Raw genomic sequence first — 18289 nt, 5'->3', positions numbered from 1 at the left:
GGATTGCCCGCAGCTGCGGGCAATCCCTTCTTCTTTTTATTGTAATCTAAATATGTTGGAGCATATCCGTCGTCATCTTCGCCAGGTCAAATTCCGGCTTCCAGTTCCAGTCGTTGCGGGCGAGGCTGTCGTCCATGCTGTTAGGCCAGCCGTCGGCGATCTGCTGGCGGTAGTCTGGCTGGTAGCTGATAGTAAATTCCGGGATATGTTTTTTGATTTCGGCAGCGATCTCTTTTGGAGAGAAGCTCATCGCGGAGAGGTTGTAGCCGGAACGTACGGAGATGCGGTCTGCCGGGGCTTCCATCAGTTCGATGGTAGCGCGGATGGCGTCGGGCATGTACATCATGGGCAGGTAAGTGTTCTCGGAGAGGAAGCTGGTATATTTTTTATTTTCTCTTGCTTCATGGAAGATCTCTACGGCGTAATCGGTGGTACCGCCGCCTGGCGCTGATTTGTAGCTGATCAGTCCCGGGTAGCGCAGGCTGCGTACATCCACGCCATAGCGGTGGTTGTAGTATTCGCACCAGCGTTCGCCGGCAAACTTGCTGATACCGTAGATGGTAGTAGGTTCGATGATGGTATGCTGCGGCGTTGCTTCCATAGGGGAATTGGGACCGAATACCGCGATGGAGCTGGGCCAATACACTTTATCGAGGCTCTCTTCCTTGGCGATATCCAGTACGTTGAGCAGGCTTTGCATGTTGATATGCCATGCCAGCAGCGGATTTTTTTCGCCGGTAGCCGAGAGGATGGCGGCCAGCAGATAGATCTGGGTAATGTTATGACGGATCACCAGTACGTGCAGCATCTCTTTGTTCATCACATCCAGCGACACATAAGGGCCGGTGCCTTTCAGCAGCTCATGTTCTTCACGCAGGTCAGATGCCAGTACATTGGCATCGCCATACATCTTCCTTAACGCCAGGGTCAGCTCCACGCCTATTTGTCCGCAGGCGCCTATAACCAGGATCTTATCTTTCTTCATACAAACTTGTAATTGTAAGCATTTTAAATTTCGGACCGTAATATTAACAGGTTCACCGCTATTTCCGCGCAATGGCCCCGTGCGCATGACAATGCTATAACAATAAAAACCCGCCCTGGTGGGCTGGCCCGCAAGAGGATTACAATATTATGACATTCAAAGGAAACGAGGGGAAAATCCGATGAATGTTGGTTACCTTTGCCACTCGATTACTGACGCAATAGTTATAAAATTATGAAGCATTTAAAATCGTTGTTCAAAGAGCAATATAATCCCGAGAATTTTTTCCTGATCGCTGGTCCTTGTGTGATAGAAGATGAAGACCTGTTGATGACTGTAGCAGAAAAGGTAACGGCCATCTGTAAACGACTTTCCATTCCTTATATTTTCAAGGCATCCTACCGCAAAGCTAACCGCACGAGTGCGCATTCTTTTACCGGTATCGGCGATGTAGAAGGGCTGGATCTTTTGCAGAAAGTGGGACAGACCTTTAAGGTGCCGGTGACCTCTGATATTCACTCTGCCGCCGAAGCGGCCATGGCAGCGGCTTACGTGGATGTGTTGCAGATACCTGCCTTCCTCTGCCGCCAGACAGATATCCTCATTGCTGCTGCTGAAACAGGCAAAGTAGTGAATGTGAAAAAAGGCCAGTTCCTCAGTGGCGAGTCGATGAAATTTGCTGTGGAAAAGATCGAAGGAGCAGGCAACAAAAATATTATCCTCACGGAACGTGGTACCACTTTCGGTTACCAGGACCTGGTGGTAGACTACCGCAACATCCCTATCATGAAGCATTTCGGCCAGCCGGTGGTGATGGATTGTACGCATTCATTGCAGCAGCCTAACCAGCCGGGCGGCGTTACCGGCGGCAATCCGCAGATGATCAACACGATCGCCAAAGCGGCCATCGCTACCGGCGCCGACGGCCTTTTCATTGAAACGCATCCGGACCCTTCCAAAGCAAAATCCGATGGCGCCAATATGCTGCGCCTCGAACTGCTGGAAGAACTGCTGGAAAAACTGGTAGAGCTCCGCAAAGTAGTACGATAAAAATAATTACGAATTACGAATTAAAAATTACGGCCCACCTGGTAGATTTGCCAGGTGGGCCGTAATTTTTAATTCGTAATTCGTAATTATTTTATCGGGTGGGCCGTAATTCTTAATTCGTAATTCGTAATTATTTTATGTAAATTCATAGCACACTAAAATCAGCACTATGATTAATCTGCACCATGTTAAACCAGGAGATACTGTTATTACCAATTATGCAGGTGTTGAAAGAGAGGGCAAAGTTTTAGAGGTTCTGCATGAAGATAAAAAGATACTGGTTCATACCTCCGATGATGGCAATGATCTCTGGTATGATCAGGACAATGTATATCCGATCCATCTTACGGAGAAAGAATTATTGAGATTACAGTTTCATGTAGATGAAACACAGTCTGGCAACGGCAAAGGCACCTTATACATCCGCGGGCCGTTCTCTGTGCGCTGGTATGGCGAAGGCCATGATCCCAGGCTTACGCTGCATTACCGCGATGAAACGCGGGTATTGCGGGAGAGCATTACGCTGAATGAGCTCCAGAATCACTATCATCAGATGACGAACTATTCACTGGAATAATTACGAATTACGAATTAAGAATTACGGCCCACCTGGTAGATTTACCGGGTGGGCCGTAATTCTTAATTCGTAATCCGTAATTATTTTATCGGGTGGGCCGTAATTCTTAATTCGTAATTCATAATTATTTTACCAGGTGGGCCGTAATTCTTAATTCGTAATCCGTAATTACAAATATCGTAGCGGGTTTCTCCTGGCGTTCAGGATATAATTTTTCATATTCATCCAGAAAGCGAGGATCATGTAGATGATCAGAGGAGATCCCATGGTGAGGAAGCTGGCATATATGAAGAAGATACGGATACGCGATGTAGCTACCCCGAGTTTGTTCCCGATGGCGGCGCATACACCAAATGCGTTCCATTCCACAAAATCTTTAATCCGGTTCATGTTTCAAATTTATCATTTTCCGTCGGGAAAAACAAGCAAAAACAGGGGTGACGATTGTGCTCACCGGAGTTTCCACTGCGCTGAAAGTGCGGCCCGCCCTTGAAAAGCGGGGAAAGAGGCGTGTACATTGACTTGTTCATTACTAATTAATTTAAAAACTTGTTGTTTTTAGTTAATTTTGCCTGCAATTTTTAACCGCTCTTAAATTATTTTTTTCCCATGGTGTTTGATATTGACATGATTAAAAAAGTGTATGCGGCACTACCGGGTAAGGTGGAAGCGACCCGGAAGATGTTAGGTCGCCCGCTCACACTTGCCGAAAAGATTTTATACGCACACCTGTTCGCACCTACTACCACGCCTTTTGAAAGAGGCAAATCCTATGTTGAATTTGCGCCCGACCGTGTAGCAATGCAGGATGCAACTGCCCAGATGGCATTGCTCCAGTTCATGACCTGTGGTCGTGATAAAGTCGCGGTTCCCTCCACTGTACACTGTGATCACCTCATACAAGCCAAAGTGGGCGCCACACAAGACCTGGTAGCCGCTATTGACACCAATAAAGAAGTTTACGATTTCCTTTCTTCCATCTCTGACAAATACGGTATCGGTTTCTGGAAGCCCGGTGCTGGTATCATTCACCAGGTAGTGTTAGAAAACTATGCATTCCCCGGTGGTATGATGATTGGTACAGACTCCCACACGCCTAATGCCGGCGGTTTGGGCATGGTGGCTATCGGTGTTGGCGGCGCCGACGCGGTAGACGTTATGGCTGGCCTGCCCTGGGAGCTCAAAATGCCGAAACTCATCGGTGTGAAGCTCACCGGTAAAATGAGCGGCTGGACCTCTGCAAAAGATATTATCCTGAAAGTAGCAGGCATCCTCACTGTAAAAGGTGGTACCGGCTGCATCGTTGAATATTTCGGTGAAGGTGCTGATAGTCTCAGCGCTACCGGTAAAGGTACGATCTGTAACATGGGCGCCGAAATCGGTGCTACCTGCTCCCTCTTTGCTTACGACAGCAAGATGGCAGACTACCTGAAAATGACCAGCAGAGCGGATGTAGCTAACCTGGCCGATGGCGTAAGAGAACACCTTCGCCCGGATACAGAAGTTTATGCTGATCCTGCCAAATACTATGATCAGGTGATCGAGATCAACCTGAGCGAACTGGAACCCCATGTAAACGGTCCTTTCACACCGGACCTGGCATGGCCGATCTCCAAATTCGCACAGGCCGTGAAAGAAAACAACTGGCCTGAAAAGCTGGAAGTAGCCCTGATCGGTTCCTGCACCAACTCTTCTTACGAAGATATCTCCCGTTCTGCGTCGCTGGCGAAACAAGCGATCGACAAACAACTGGATATGAAATCCGAGTTCACCATCACACCAGGTTCTGAACTGGTGCGCTTTACCATCGAGAGAGACGGTCTGCTGGCCACTTTCGACCAGGTAGGTGGTGTGGTACTGGCCAATGCCTGCGGTCCTTGCATCGGTCAATGGGCCCGTCATATCGATGATCCGAACCGCAAAAACTCTATCATCACTTCCTTCAACCGTAACTTCGCGAAACGTAACGACGGCCTGGCATCTACCCATGCTTTCGTAGCGTCTCCCGAGATCGTGACAGCGCTGGCTATTGCAGGTGATCTCACCTTCAACCCGCTGACCGACAAACTGAAAAACAAAAACGGCGAAGAGGTAATGCTGGATGAACCTACCGGCTTTGAACTGCCTGTGAAAGGATTCGCAGTAGAAGATGCCGGTTACCAGGCGCCTGCCGCCGATGGTAGCGGCGTACAGGTGATCGTATCCCCTACTTCCGACCGTCTGCAACTGCTGGCGCCCTTCGCTGCATGGGAAGGCACTGACCTGAAAGGCCTGAAGCTGCTGATCAAAGCAAAAGGAAAATGTACGACTGACCACATCTCTATGGCAGGTCCATGGCTGAAATACCGCGGTCACCTCGACAACATCTCCAACAATATGCTGATCGGTGCGGTGAATGCTTACAACGATAAAACAGATACCGTTAAGAATGCCCTCACCGGCGAATACGGCGCTGTTCCTGCTACCATGCGCGCTTACAAAGCTGCCGGCCTCGGCGCGGTAGTAGTGGGCGACGAAAACTATGGCGAAGGTTCCAGCCGCGAACACGCAGCCATGGAGCCCCGTCACCTCGGCGTGAGAGCGATCCTCGTGAAATCTTTTGCACGTATTCACGAAACCAACCTGAAAAAACAGGGTATGCTGGCACTGACCTTTGCCAACAAAGAAGATTACGATAAGATCCAGGAAGATGACAACATCGATATCGTGGGTCTGACCACCTTCACCCCTGGCAAACAACTCAGCGTTGTATTGCATCACAAAGATGGCAGCACCGACGAGTTTGCAGTAAACCACACTTACAACGAACAACAGATCGAGTGGTTCAAAGCTGGCGGCGCACTCAATGTGATCCGCGCAGAAGCTGCCAAAAAAGCAAAAGCTTAATCTTAATTTAAGCATATGAGAACGGGCAGAAGCACATTCTGCCCGTTTTTTTTATTCAGAAAAAATATTGCATCAGAAATTATAACCCTGGATTGATATGAAACGTATAGCAGTTTATTGCGGCTCCAGCATGGGATATGCACCCGTATTTGAAGCGGCTGCCACAGCGCTTGGAGAGGCCCTCGCGCAAAGGCAGATCGGCCTCGTTTACGGCGGCGCCAAAGTAGGCCTGATGGGCGCTGTAGCCAATGGCGCCCTGCGCGCCGGCGGACAGGTGATCGGCGTATTGCCGCATTTTTTACAACAGAAAGAGCTGGCGCATAATGGCCTTTCCGAGCTGTTGCTGGTAGACACCATGCATGAACGGAAAATGAAAATGAATGAGCTGTGCGATGGCGTGATCGCCTTGCCCGGCGGTTTCGGCACCATGGAAGAATTATTTGAAATGCTCACCTGGGGGCAACTGGGCCTGCACCGCAAACCTATCGGGCTGCTGAACGTAGACGGCTTCTACGACGCGCTGCTGGCGCTTGCCGCCACTATGAACGAAAAGGGTTTCCTCAACACCGCCAGCCGCGATATGCTGCTGCATAGCAGTGATATCAACGGCTTGCTGGAACAACTGGAAGCCTATGAAGCCCCTGCCGGCCATAAGTGGATATCTAAAGAGCAGAGCTAAAAGAATTGCTTTTTCAGCGTAAACCTGCGCACCAGGCTCACCCTGAAGTTGCCGGTGCCAAAGGTTTGAAAGGTATGCGGCAGCGACATCTCACTGCGGTTGGTCATTCCCACGTAGTGAATGCCCGCAAAATATTTGTTGGAGTTATACCCGAATGATGCCCTCACCGTGTTGTTGATCTGCCAGCCGATATGCCGGTCTATATCGCCATTTACGAGATACAATTTGGTACGGTTAGCGCCCAGTGCCGCCGACACTGACAGCGACAGGAAAAAGTGTTTCCGGATCACAAACGTATAGGCGTAACCGGCATTAGCCGCCAGGCTGGAGATGCCTGTGCGCTTGAAATGTTTATCATGCAGGAAAACGCTGTCGTTCGTCCTGTTAGGTATCAACGAAGAATCTCCCTTGATCTTCACAAAAAATACTTCTCCTCCCACAATAAATGACCCGGCACTTTTTTTCTGATATTCATTTTGCAGATTGGGCGCGCGGTATGAGAATCTCTTATCATTGAAGATATACTGTACATTCAGCCCTGCATCCACATTGTAGATATCCGGCCGCTGCGGATAGGGATGCCTTGCATTGTACCGTTCGCTGAATACATCGGCGGGGTTGGCAATGTAATAGCCTTTGTAATACTGGCCATAGAAATCCACCAGCAGTTTGCGCAGGTAAATATGCGATTGCAGATCGAGGTATTTCGTTTGGCCATATTTGTCATTATGACGATTGATAAAAGGGAAATTGAAACCGAGGTTCAGACCGATAAATTTATAGTTAAAGCCTACCCCGATATTGAAAGGCGTATTGGGGCGGTAAAGAATATGCTTTTTAGTACGGGTATCCCTGATATCGTAGCTGGTAAATTTCCGGGAGCCGTAGAGCCGGAACGTGATATCCTCTGAATGGTCAGAGATATAGGTGGAATCATTCTCCGTATGCAACCACTTCAATATCTTGTGCTGGGCCACCAGCGGCAGTTGCCAACAGGTAATCAACAATAAAAGTAAAATTCGTTTATGCATATACGTTGTTACGGTCGTTCATTTAGGTAGTTCGATCACTTCCAGGTTTTGTATGCGTCCGGCATCGAGCTGGAAGCGCAGCAATGTTTTCACTTTGTGCCAGCCTTGCTGGCCGCAGGCGCCCGGGTTCATGTGCAAGAGCTGCAATGCCGGATCGGGCATTACCTTGAGAATATGAGAATGGCCGCAGATGAAGAGCTGTGGCGGGTCCTGTTGCAGCTGTTCCTTTATGCCGGGGGCATATTTTCCCGGGTAGCCGCCGATGTGCGTCATCATCACGCGCACGCCTTCGAGTGTGAACCCTTGTGTTTCAGGATAACGGATACGGATATCCGCACCATCAATATTGCCCCATACGGCGCGGAAGGGTTTGAAGGCTTCCAATTCATCCGCCAGCCGAACATCGCCGATATCGCCGGCATGCCAGATTTCGTCCACCTCTTTGAAATAGGTACGCACCTGCGGATGCAGGTAGCTGTGGGTATCCGACATCAGACCTATTGTTTTCATTTCACTCCCGGAATCTTTATTGCTTTAGCTGATAATTTTATATTTTGGGCTTATGTTAGCGACTACTCCCCTCACTGCCCGATTGCTGATTTCCTGTCCTGACCGGCCCGGCATAGTAGCCGGTGTATCCCAGTTTCTGTACCGGTCGGGTGCAAATATACTCGATGCAAGTCAACACAGCACCGATCCGCAGGAAGGATTGTTTTTTATGCGTATGGAATGCCAGTTGTCGATACCAGAGGGCAAGGCGGCTTTAGAAGCTGCCTTTCAGCGCGAAGTGGCCACCCCGCTGCAAATGGCCTGGCGCATCGATTACAGCGACCGCCGTAAACGGATGGCCATATTGGTATCGGCCTACGACCATTGCCTGCTGGAACTCTTATGGCGCTGGCGTGGCGGCGAGCTGGGCGTAGACCTACCGCTGGTGATCTCTAATCATTCTATCCTCGAAAAGGAATGCAAAGCGTTGGATATTCCATTCCACTATCTTCCGGTAACCGCCGCCACCAAAGCCGTGCAGGAAGCGGAGATGACGCGTTTGTTGCAAGATGCTGAAGTTGATTTTATCGTATTAGCAAGATATATGCAGATATTGTCTCCGCAATTTGTTGGCATATTCCCGCAGCGGATCATCAATATCCATCACTCTTTCCTGCCGGCCTTCGCCGGCGCCCGTCCTTACCTCAACGCCTATACGCGCGGCGTAAAACTGATCGGCGCCACAGCCCACTATGTCACCAATGAACTCGACGAAGGCCCCATCATCGAACAAGACGTTACACGCGTAAGCCATCGTCACTCTGTCGACGACCTCGTGATGCTCGGCCGCGATATTGAGCGGCAAGTGCTTACCCGCGCGGTAAAAGCGCATATCGATGACAGGGTGATTGTGTATGGGAATAAGACGATTGTGTTTTGATATGCGAAGGTTGTCTGGCTCAGGATTATACTGATTGAAAGGATTACCAGGATTTTTTTATCGGGATTAATAAAGATTAGAAAGATTTACGAAGATGATTTCGAATTGATCTTCGCGACAATAACCGAGATCATCTTCGTAAATCTTTCTAATCTTTATTAATCCCGATAAAAAAATCCTGGTAATCCTTTCAATCAGTATAATCCTGAGCCAGACAACCTTCGCACTACTTCGCTATAAACCGCGCCAGTTTCTTGCCGGAAACGGCGTAGGCTTCGGCGATGCGATCGCCGGTATCGAAGTCGAAGCCGCCGAACATGCGGCCGGGGGCGTTATCGATGGAGATTTTGGCAATGACGTTGTTGCGGTTGGCGCTTTCCACGATGGTTACTTCGGCATCGATGTAAGCGTTTTTGCGCATCACACCTACGTTGAAACCAGGTTCTACAAAGGTGGTGTGAAAAATGAGCGTGTATTTAGCATCTTTGAAGGCGCCGGCTTTCATATCGCTGTTATCGGAGAAGAGAGAATCGAACTTGGGCGCATAGCGGGTTTCGCGGTCACGCACCCAGGCCTTGGCCCATTCGTCGCCTTTGCCGGATTCTTTCTTGTTGTATTCTTCTGTTTTCTTTTTTATATAATCTTCTTCATTATCGAACTTTCCTACGGAAAGATGATCATACGTAAATTCTACGTTGATCTTTTTTTCGTTTTTCAGGGGAGCAGGATCACCACTCTGCAATTTGATCTTCTGTGCGGATGCAGTGAGGCTGAAGCTGGCCAGCAGCAAGGCGGCCGCCGTTTGGGGGATAAATTTCATAATACACGATTTGCCACAAACTTATCACAAAATAATTAATCGTCAACACGTAGATATACTGATTTTTCGTAACTTCAGAAGATGCTGCCAGCGATACTGTATGATTATCTCAAACAGGAATGTGATGCCCTGATGGCCGCCCATCGCACCTTACAGGAACATCCCTCCGATCACGATGCGGTACATGAACTACGTACCGGTGTGAAGAAGCTGCGCGCATTTTTTGAGCTCGCCTCGCAACTGCCTGACCTTCATTTCAAAGCCGGCTCTTACCTGCGCAGGCTGCGGCTGCTGCAAACCATCGCAGGCTTCTCCCGTGATGCACAGCTGAAAAAGAAAGCCTTATTGAAGTATGAAAAGCCGCTACAGTGGCGCTTTTCGTATGCCCATCTCCTGCTGCAAAACAAACAGCTGGATGCCAATACGCTGCTGCATACGGCCGTGAAGCGTGTGAAAGCAGGATTCCTGGCGACTTTGCCGGACAAATTCCATCATGCCACCAAAGATATTGACGTGAAGGCCGCCACGCAGCAGCTGATGGCGCATCTGTTCGCACAATATCATCAGCTGGCGCCGCCGGAAACAAAGGCCTCTCATACCGTATGGCATGCGTTAAGAAAGAAAACGAAACATCTCTATTATCACTTTATGATACTGACGCCGATGCTGGCATCCTATCAGCACAGCGCGCGTTTGGTAAAATTTACGAAAACCGGTGGGGAACTGTTGGGCGAATGGCATGATGCCAGCGAGTTACAGCTGTTTGTACAGCAATGTATCCGCCAGCTGAAAAAAGAAAAAGCGCCGCCGCCGGTGAATGCCACGCAACTGCTGAACGCGATCAGAAAAGATACCCGGATACACCTGGCACAATGTATAGCACATATGCGCCAGGCGCCGGTATTTATTGGTGTATGATTCAATCCAGCTGATCATCTCCGCAATGCGCCATCACCGTTTCAAAGATGATGGCCGCGCCCAGTTTGGCGGTGCGGTTATCGATATCCAGGGAAGGATTCAGTTCTGCTATATCTACCCCTCTCACTTTACCACTGCTCATGATAGCCCTGTAACATTGGAGGAACAGGCCTCCCGGCAGGATGCCATTATACGCTGTGGCGCTCACGCCCGGCGCAAAAGGCGCTGCAAATACATCCAGGCAGGTGGTTAAGTACACATGATCCACCTGCCCCAGGAAATGCTGGATGGCAGCGAAAAGCGTGTCTTTATCCTGTAAGTGAAAAGCATCAGCGCTTACATAGGTAGCGCCTTCTTCGCCGGCGATATTGAACAGCTGGCGGGTGTTGCTGTTCTTCTGGATGCCCAGTGCGAGATAGTTAAAAGGTTGTGCAGTTTGTTTGGCGTCCTGCGCGAGCTGCCAGAAGCCGGTGCCGGAGCTGGGCCCTTCTTCGCCGGGCACGCGGATATCGAAATGCGCGTCGAAGTTGATGAAGCCGGCATGGCCCTGCTGCTGTTGCGCATATTGACTGATACTACGGGCATGGCCATACGTAATTTCGTGGCCGCCACCCAGCAATACAGGCAGGTATCCTGCGAGGAGCAGGGCTTTCACGGCTTCGGTGAGCATCTCCTGCGCGCCTTCAAGGTCGTTATTGATGCAGCGGATATCGCCGGCATCCAGCAGAATGGTGTTGTCGCTGAAGTGTGCCGGGAAATTGGCGACGGCCTTGCGTAAGGCGGCAGGGCCTGCGGCAGCGCCGGTTCTGCCTTTGTTGCGGCGCACGCCTTCATCGCTGGCGAAGCCGAGCAAGGCAACGCCTTTCTGTTCTGCTGCGAGTGCCGGCAATGGCGCCGCGAGCAGGTCTACGGGTTTTATTACCTGGTGCCAGCGCAACAGATCTGCGTCGGCGCCATCATTGCGGCCGGTCCAGCTGTCGGCGGTAGCGGCCTGATAGTAATCTTTTGTTATTGCCATTATCTTATGGTTTCTCCTTTTTTCCACACCATAGCGGGTTTCATCTTACCCTGATAATATAGGATATCCCGGTAGTCGTTGGTGGGATATGCCTGCATATCAGCGATGAAGCCTGTTGCGAGCTGACCGGCATGTTGCAACTGTAAGGCAGGCGCCGCCCTGAAAGTGAGGGCAGACAACACTTCTGCGGTAGACAGCTTTTCTGCGGCGCTCATCACAGCGGCCTGTATGAGCAGATCGCCCATGGGAGCAGATCCCGGGTTCCAGTCGCTCGCGATGGCTACGCAGGCGCCTGCATTGAGCAGTTTGCGTGCGGGTGCATAATGCATGCCGAGCCCTAATGATGCTCCCGGCAAAACTACGGCAACAGTATCGGATTTGGCGAGCAGCGCTATCTCCTTATCGGTGCTGGCTTCGAGGTGATCCGCAGAAAGAGCGCCTGCTTCCACTGCTACTGTGGCGCCGCCAGCACTGAACTGATCTGCATGCACCGTAGCTGCAAAGCCTTGCTGCATGGCCTGTTTCAGAAAAGTGGCTGCCGCAGGAACTGAGAACGCCGTTTCTTCAATGAAGATATCCACACGGTTAGTGAGTTGTTCTGCTTTGAGCACAGGCTGGAGCTCTTGCAGTATCCAGTTGAGATAAGCTTCTTCTGTGCCTTCATAGTCGCGCGGTTTCATATGTGCCGCCAAACAGGTAGGTACCAGGGTAGCCGCCGTATGTTGCCCTGCCTGGCGGATCGCTTGCAGCATCTTGATCTCATTGGCCATATCCAGCCCGTAACCGCTTTTCACCTCGATGGTGGTCACCCCTTCGCGGAGGTGGCGTTCGGCGCGGGCTACCACGCCCTCTGTAAGAGTAACGGTGTCGGCTATACGCGTTTTAGTGACAGAGTCCCAGATACCGCCGCCAGCGCGGGCAATCTCGAGATAAGACTTACCGGCGATACGCATGGCATAATCGCGGTTGCGGGTACCGCCGTAACAGATATGCGTGTGGCAATCGATAAACCCGGGGAGCAATACCATCGGTTCATCGATGAACAGTTTCTCCTCATCCGGAAATTGATGTGCCAGTGTTTTATAGTCACCGATCTCCCTGATCTTTCCATCTGCAATAAGAACGCCCGCATCAGGAATGACAGGCAATTGTTCATCCTGCAATGCGCCTTTCAGCGGCAGGCCGCTCATGGGGAGTATCTGGGCAAAAGGACCGATTAACATAGTGTGGTGGATTAGAGCGAAGTTTGTCTTACTCAGGATTATTTTGATTGAAAGGATTACCAGGATTTTTTTATCAGGATTTTTAAGGATTCGCGAAGATCAAATCGAAAATCCTGATTTAATCTTTATTAATCCCGATAAAAAAATCCTGGTAATCCTTTCAATCAAAATAATCCTGAGTAAGACAAACTTCGCATGTACTAAATTCTTATACCAAATTTATCCGCCCACTCACCGGCTTTTTCGTAGCCGGCGTCGGTATGGCGGAAGATGCCGAGCGCGGGGTCGTTGAAGAGTACGCGGGAAAGGCAGGCTGCGGCGCGGTCGGTGCCATCGGCAAGAACAACCATGCCGGCGTGCTGGGAATAGCCCATGCCTACGCCGCCACCGTGATGGAAGGATACCCAGGTAGCGCCGCCGCCGGTATTGGCCATGAGGTTGAGCAGGGTCCAGTCGCTGACAGCATCAGAGCCATCTTTCATGGATTCTGTTTCCCTGTTGGGAGAGGCCACAGAGCCACAGTCGAGGTGATCGCGGCCGATCACGATGGGCGCTTTCACTTTGCCGCTGCGTACCAGTTCGTTGAAGATGAGACCTGCTTTTTCACGCTCGCCGAGGCCCAGCCAGCAGATACGGGCAGGCAGGCCCTGGAAGGCCACCTTTTCCTGCGCTTGTTTGAGCCAGTTGATCAGCGCGGTATTTTCAGGGAAAGCCTCCATCAGCGCGCGATCGGTGGTGTAGATATCTTCGGGATCGCCGGAGAGCGCCACCCAGCGGAAAGGCCCTTTTCCTTCGCAGAACAAAGGACGTATATACGCCGGCGTGAAACCGGGGAAATTAAAGGCGTTGGGCTCGCCGCCTTCACGCGCAAATTCGCGGAGGTTGTTGCCGTAGTCGAAAGTAACAGCGCCTTTCTTTTGCATATCCAGCATGAAGCCTACATGGCGCGCCATGCTCTTCAGCGATAATTTACGGTATTGTTCCGGATCTTTCTTACGCAGGTCCAGCGCGGCTTGCAGCGACATACCATTTGGTATGTAACCATTGATCGGATCGTGCGCAGAGGTTTGATCGGTGAGGATATCGGGGATGATGTTGTCTTTCAATAATCTCTCCAACATATCACCCGCATCGCTGACAAGACCGATGGAAAGCGCTTCGCCCTTGGCTTGTGCCTCTTTGGCCCATTGGATGGCTTCTTCGTAGGAATGCGTCATACGATCGATGTAGCGGGTATCGATCCTCTTCTGGATGCGGGAGGCGTCTACATCTGCGCCGAGGAATACGGCGCCGGCCATGGTGGCGGCAAGCGGCTGTGCGCCTCCCATCCCGCCGATGCCGGCAGTTACGAGCAGTTTGCCTTTGAGGCTACCGCCAAAATGCTGACGGCTGCATTCCATAAAGGTTTCGTAGGTGCCTTGCAGGATACCTTGCGTGCCGATGTAGATCCAGCTGCCGGCGGTCATCTGGCCGTACATCATCAATCCTTTTGCGCGCAATTCGTTGAAATGCTCCCAGGTGGCCCATTTCGGCACGAGGTTGCTGTTGGCCAGCATCACGCGGGGCGCCTGCGGATGCGTGCGTACCACGCCCACCGGTTTTCCGGATTGTACCAGCAGGGAGTGGTCATCATCCAGCTGTAATAATATTTCGATGATCTTTTGCAGTGCCTCGCGATTGCGGGCAGCCTGACCGATGCCGCCGTAAACGACCAGCTCCTCAGGGTTTTCAGCTACTTCATGATCGAGGTTGTTGAGCAGCATACGCAGCGGAGCTTCCGTTTGCCAGGATTTCGCATGCAGCTGTGCGCCGCGCGGCGCCTTGTAATGCGGATGCGCCGCAAATGTTTTAATAAAGTCCGAACTGGTCATGGTAAATGCCGTTTAAGGGTAATTGATGCTGTGTCGCGGCTTCGTTGGCTACGCGCACAAGTGATTGATCGGTGATGATTTGATGCAGGGCCGCAATATCATAAGCGAAGATGCGGTCTTTATTAGCGAAAGATACTTTCTCACGGGTGTAGCGATGCACGGCTTCGAGTACCGGGCCTGATTTGAGCGGGCGGCGGAAATCCACTGCCTGCGCGGCATACAGCAGCTCGATGGCGAGGATATATTCAAGGTTGCCGATCACCTGGTTAAGCTTACGGCCGCTGATGGAACCCATGGATACGTGGTCTTCCTGGCCTAATGAGGTGGGCACGCTGTCGGCGCTGGCGGGGAAACAGAGGGTTTTGTTTTCTGTTACCAGTGCGGCGGTGGTGTATTGCGGTATCATGAAACCGGAGTTGAGTCCGGCGTCTTCGATGAGCAGTTTGGGAAGTCCGTATCTTCCTTCGATCATCATGTAGCAACGTCTGTCGGAGATGTTGCCCAGTTCCGCGGCCGCTATGGTGGCGTAATCCAGCGGGAGCGCCATGGGCTGTCCGTGGAAGTTGCCGCCGCTGATGGTATCTTCAGCGGTGAAGATGATCGGGTTATCTGTTACGGCATTCAGCTCGATGGTGGTGAGTTGTGCGAGGTGCAGCCATGCGGTGCGGGAGGCGCCATGTACCTGCGGCATACAACGCAGGGAGTAAGGGTCTTGCACGCGGCCACAGTCTACATGCGAGGCCATGATCTCACTGTTATCCAGCATGGTTTTGAGGCGGTGCGCTACCAGCTGGTTTCCCGGGAAAGGCCTGATGGCGTGCAGTCTGGGATCAAAAGGTTTTGCGGTGCCCATGAGTCCTTCGAGGGAGAGTGCGCCGATAATATCTGCTGCTTCAAGCGCGTTATGCAGGCGCTGCACGGCTTTCACGGCAAAGGCGAGGATGAACTGCGTGCCGTTGATGAGCGCGAGGCCTTCCTTTGGGCCCAGTACTACGGGTTGCATTTGTTCCTGTTGCAGCACCTGCTGCATATCGGTAACTTGTCCTTTATACCACACTTTTCCGAGGCCGATGAGCGGGAGGAAGAGATGCGATAAAGGCGCCAGGTCGCCGGAGGCGCCCACAGAGCCTTTTTCAGGCACCAGCGGCGTAACGCGGTTTTCGATATGCCAGATGATACGTTCCAGCGTAGAGAGAGCGGCGCCGGAATAACCCTGTGCCAGCGCATGTACTTTGGTGATGAGCATGATGCGCGCGATCTCTTCGGGGATGCTTTCTCCCACGCCTACACTGTGGCTTTGCAGGATATTGTATTGCAAGGCACGGGTATCGGCTTCCGATATTTTGGTATCGCAGAGCGGGCCGAAGCCGGTATTGATACCGTACACCGTGGTATGTTGTGATACGATGGTTTGTACATTCTCCTGGCTGGCTTTGACGCGCGCCACCGCTTCCGGCGCCAGCACAGCCCTGGTTTTGCCGGCAGCGATATCCAGCACGGCGCCAACCGTGAGATGATCTGTACCGTATTTAAAAACGTCGTTCATGGGTATTGAATTAAGATGATGGTGTATGATCAGAGTTGTGATTTTATTCTTTCAGATAAAGACGATTGCTGTACCGATTGTTCGATCTGCGCGATCGCTGCGAGCACTTGCTGACTTTGTTTATGTTCTTCCACCAGTTGCTCCATAGCGGCGGTGATGGCTTTCCATACGGGCTGCACCTGGTGCAGCAGCTCCTCTCCTTTTTTGGTGAAGGCTACGAGCTGACGGCGGCCGTCGTCCTTGCAGGGCGCGGTTTTCATCAGCCCTTTCTTTTTGAGATTGTTGACCATCTGACTAACGGCAGAATGGGAGATCTCCAGTTGTTCGGCGATATCGATCATGGGCATGGACTGCTCACGGGAAAGGAGGTAGAATACCGGAAACCAGCTGGCATCAAATGCGATGCCTTTCTGTTCGTATACTTTGTTGACCTCCATCAGGAAGTATTCACTGAGTCTGCGCAGCCTGCTGCCAAATATCAAATAGCCTAACGACGAATAAAAAGACATGTATAGATGTTTTGTACGAACCAATTATGTTCCCCTACCAATATGTTGCCCCTACGGGGCAAGGACGTTTGATATCATTGCGTTGCTACCAATATGCTGGTCCTATGGGCCAATTATGTTAGCGCTTATATAATTGCCCCCTCAGGGGCAACATATTGGTAGAACGATGAGATCAGCTCTGCATCTTCTCATCTCTCTCTCATCAAAATTATATAAGCGCTTATACAATATTAGGAAAAAAATTAAAAACTACCTCCTCTTCCGGAAAATCTCCGAAAAAATCCGTAATTCTTAATTCCTAATTCGTAATTTATTTCTGCTGCTTTTTGCGGGTATCGAACCAAACGGGCGATTGATCAGTAACATCGCCGTTGTAGTTGATAAAAAGCTCTTCCCCTTTACGGATATCGCGGCGGGTAACGATGCTCATGGTTTCGGCATCAAAGTCCATCTCATATTCACAGTTGGGATTATAGTCGTGATTATAGATAGAACAGAAGCCCAACGCAATACAGGAACGGGTTTCCCTTACACCCCACAGGAAAATGTAGTTGTGCAGCTTGGTGGTGTCGACAATAGAAGTATCGTCATTGGAGAGCACTAATACAGGTGATGTTTCGATCCTTGTGCCGGCGGGGATCTTTTCAGTGGTGAACACTCCCCTGCCTTTTCCTTTTGACTTATCGATGTACAAGTACGGCTTTATCATAGCGCTAATTCATATAAAAGAAGGCGTAAAGTAAAGTTAAAGCAAGAAGTTATCAAAATCATGTTGAAAAATTTTAGGTTTGCGGCCCGAAAGGGAATCTGAACCATCCACCTGACAAGTGATATGATCAATTATAATCCGAAAGACTGGTTTACGTTTATCTTCCGCATTCACAAGGCTGATACTGTACGGAAGCTGTTCCCGATGTTCATTGCCCTGTCTGTTTACTCCGCCATTGTAGCATGGCTGGAGCTGGAGGTATGGCATTTGTCGAAGAACAGCGCTATCAGCAATATCTCCATGATGCACGGTTTGCTGGGCTTCGTGATCTCCCTGCTGCTGGTATTCCGTACCAATACGGCCTATGACCGCTGGTGGGAAGGACGCCGCCAATGGGGCACGCTGGTGAACAGCAGCCGCAATCTGGCTATCAAGCTGCAAGCCATGCTACCAGCGGACAACGTGGCAGCGCGGGAATGGTTCCGGGTGATGATCCCCAACTACGCCTTCAGCCTCAAGAACCACCTCCGCCAAACCTGGATACCGGAAGAGATGGAAGCCATCCCCGGAGAAGCGCCATGGACGCCGGATACCGGCAAACATATCCCGAACCAGCTGGCGGCCCGCATCATGCACAAAACCATGGAACTGGTGAGCGCCGGGCAGCTCAATGGCGACCAGCTCATCGTGATCAACAATGAACTGCAATCCTTTACAGAGATCTGCGGCGCCTGCGAGCGTATTAAAAATACGCCCATCCCGTTTTCCTATTCTGTATTTATCAAAAAATTCATCTTCTTCTATATCATGTCCATGCCTTTCGGATATGTATTCACATTGGGCTATCTGTGCATCCCCATGATCGTGTTCATCTTCTTTGTGCTGGCCAGTCTGGAGCTGATCGCCGAAGAGATCGAAGACCCTTTCGGGAAAGATGCCAACGACCTGCCTACGGATACGATCTGTAATAACATAAGGTTACATGTAGGAGAATTATTGGCCTAGGCCTTTTTTGATACGGGTATTAACTTATTTTCG

The 18289-nt window shown here is 50.8% G+C and carries 18 protein-coding genes; 7 read left to right on the top strand and 11 right to left on the bottom strand.

Annotated features, from left to right (window positions below; all coding sequences use genetic code 11):
* Positions 1 to 46: 46 nt before the first annotated feature.
* Entirely contained in the window at positions 47 to 985 is a 939-nt protein-coding gene (locus FPG75_RS04525; protein ID WP_143305355.1) for an NAD-dependent epimerase/dehydratase family protein, read from the bottom strand.
* A gap of 234 nt (positions 986 to 1219) precedes the next feature.
* Here FPG75_RS04525 and kdsA point away from each other — a divergent pair, with 234 nt between their 5' ends.
* Positions 1220 to 2035, top strand: coding sequence for a 3-deoxy-8-phosphooctulonate synthase (gene kdsA, locus FPG75_RS04520; protein WP_143305354.1), 816 nt, complete (start codon positions 1220 to 1222; stop codon positions 2033 to 2035).
* A gap of 169 nt (positions 2036 to 2204) precedes the next feature.
* Complete coding sequence (locus tag FPG75_RS04515; protein ID WP_143305353.1) at positions 2205 to 2612, top strand: hypothetical protein; 408 nt, start codon at positions 2205 to 2207, stop codon at positions 2610 to 2612.
* 168 nt (positions 2613 to 2780) lie between these two features.
* Here the strand turns inward: FPG75_RS04515 and FPG75_RS04510 are convergent, their stop codons facing one another.
* A complete protein-coding gene (locus FPG75_RS04510; RefSeq protein ID WP_143305352.1) occupies positions 2781 to 3002 on the bottom strand; it encodes a PspC domain-containing protein in 222 nt (73 codons plus the stop codon).
* Positions 3003 to 3221: 219 nt separating this feature from the next.
* Between FPG75_RS04510 and FPG75_RS04505 the strand changes: the two genes are divergently transcribed.
* Both FPG75_RS04505 and FPG75_RS04500 read left to right on the top strand, forming a co-directional pair.
* Positions 3222 to 5498, top strand: coding sequence for an aconitate hydratase (locus FPG75_RS04505; protein WP_143305351.1), 2277 nt, complete (start codon positions 3222 to 3224; stop codon positions 5496 to 5498).
* A 97-nt stretch (positions 5499 to 5595) separates the two neighbouring features.
* The gene (locus FPG75_RS04500; RefSeq protein ID WP_143305350.1) at positions 5596 to 6177 is read left to right on the top strand and encodes an LOG family protein; all 582 of its coding nucleotides are present in this window, start codon (positions 5596 to 5598) and stop codon (positions 6175 to 6177) included.
* Here the strand turns inward: FPG75_RS04500 and FPG75_RS04495 are convergent.
* Positions 6174 to 7184, bottom strand: a complete 1011-nt coding sequence (locus tag FPG75_RS04495; protein ID WP_161596660.1) for a DUF4421 domain-containing protein — start codon at positions 7182 to 7184, stop codon at positions 6174 to 6176. The genes FPG75_RS04500 and FPG75_RS04495 overlap by 4 nt on opposite strands.
* A 42-nt stretch (positions 7185 to 7226) precedes the next feature.
* A complete protein-coding gene (locus FPG75_RS04490; RefSeq protein ID WP_143305348.1) occupies positions 7227 to 7718 on the bottom strand; it encodes a metallophosphoesterase family protein in 492 nt (163 codons plus the stop codon).
* 52 nt (positions 7719 to 7770) lie between these two features.
* Between FPG75_RS04490 and purU the strand changes: the two genes are divergently transcribed.
* On the top strand, positions 7771 to 8637 hold the full coding sequence (purU, locus tag FPG75_RS04485; RefSeq protein WP_143305347.1) for a formyltetrahydrofolate deformylase: 867 nt from the start codon (positions 7771 to 7773) through the stop codon (positions 8635 to 8637).
* A gap of 226 nt (positions 8638 to 8863) precedes the next feature.
* On the opposite strand, the gene FPG75_RS04480 is transcribed toward purU, so the two are convergent.
* Complete coding sequence (locus FPG75_RS04480; RefSeq protein ID WP_143305346.1) at positions 8864 to 9457, bottom strand: hypothetical protein; 594 nt, start codon at positions 9455 to 9457, stop codon at positions 8864 to 8866.
* An 81-nt stretch (positions 9458 to 9538) separates the two neighbouring features.
* Between FPG75_RS04480 and FPG75_RS04475 the strand changes: the two genes are divergently transcribed.
* The gene (locus tag FPG75_RS04475; RefSeq protein WP_143305345.1) at positions 9539 to 10375 is read left to right on the top strand and encodes a CHAD domain-containing protein; all 837 of its coding nucleotides are present in this window, start codon (positions 9539 to 9541) and stop codon (positions 10373 to 10375) included.
* Position 10376: 1 nt separating this feature from the next.
* Here the strand turns inward: FPG75_RS04475 and hutG are convergent, their stop codons facing one another.
* The 6 genes from hutG to FPG75_RS04445 all read right to left on the bottom strand — a co-directional run bounded on the left by hutG (position 10377) and on the right by FPG75_RS04445 (position 17251).
* Positions 10377 to 11393 (bottom strand): formimidoylglutamase, encoded by a 1017-nt coding sequence (gene hutG / locus FPG75_RS04470; RefSeq protein WP_143305344.1) that lies wholly within the window; start codon positions 11391 to 11393, stop codon positions 10377 to 10379.
* On the bottom strand, positions 11393 to 12616 hold the full coding sequence (gene hutI / locus FPG75_RS04465) for an imidazolonepropionase (protein ID WP_143305343.1): 1224 nt from the start codon (positions 12614 to 12616) through the stop codon (positions 11393 to 11395). The genes hutG and hutI overlap by 1 nt, the downstream gene beginning before the upstream one ends.
* A gap of 200 nt (positions 12617 to 12816) precedes the next feature.
* Positions 12817 to 14487, bottom strand: a complete 1671-nt coding sequence (hutU, locus tag FPG75_RS04460) for a urocanate hydratase (RefSeq protein WP_143305342.1) — start codon at positions 14485 to 14487, stop codon at positions 12817 to 12819.
* A complete protein-coding gene (hutH, locus tag FPG75_RS04455) occupies positions 14465 to 16033 on the bottom strand; it encodes a histidine ammonia-lyase (protein WP_143305341.1) in 1569 nt (522 codons plus the stop codon). Before hutH ends, hutU begins: the two co-directional genes overlap by 23 nt.
* Before the next feature lie 29 nt (positions 16034 to 16062).
* Positions 16063 to 16542 (bottom strand): MarR family winged helix-turn-helix transcriptional regulator, encoded by a 480-nt coding sequence (locus tag FPG75_RS04450; protein ID WP_143305340.1) that lies wholly within the window; start codon positions 16540 to 16542, stop codon positions 16063 to 16065.
* A 310-nt stretch (positions 16543 to 16852) separates the two neighbouring features.
* Positions 16853 to 17251, bottom strand: a complete 399-nt coding sequence (locus FPG75_RS04445) for an SET domain-containing protein (protein WP_143305339.1) — start codon at positions 17249 to 17251, stop codon at positions 16853 to 16855.
* 123 nt (positions 17252 to 17374) lie between these two features.
* Here FPG75_RS04445 and FPG75_RS04440 point away from each other — a divergent pair, with 123 nt between their 5' ends.
* On the top strand, positions 17375 to 18256 hold the full coding sequence (locus tag FPG75_RS04440; protein WP_143305338.1) for a bestrophin family protein: 882 nt from the start codon (positions 17375 to 17377) through the stop codon (positions 18254 to 18256).
* Positions 18257 to 18289 lie beyond the last annotated feature (33 nt).

Origin of the sequence: Chitinophaga vietnamensis (genome assembly GCF_902167635.1) — a bacterium.
GTDB lineage: Bacteria > Bacteroidota > Bacteroidia > Chitinophagales > Chitinophagaceae > Chitinophaga > Chitinophaga vietnamensis.
Note: the sequence above shows the minus strand (reverse complement) of the source record. Positions and strands in the feature narration are given on the sequence as shown.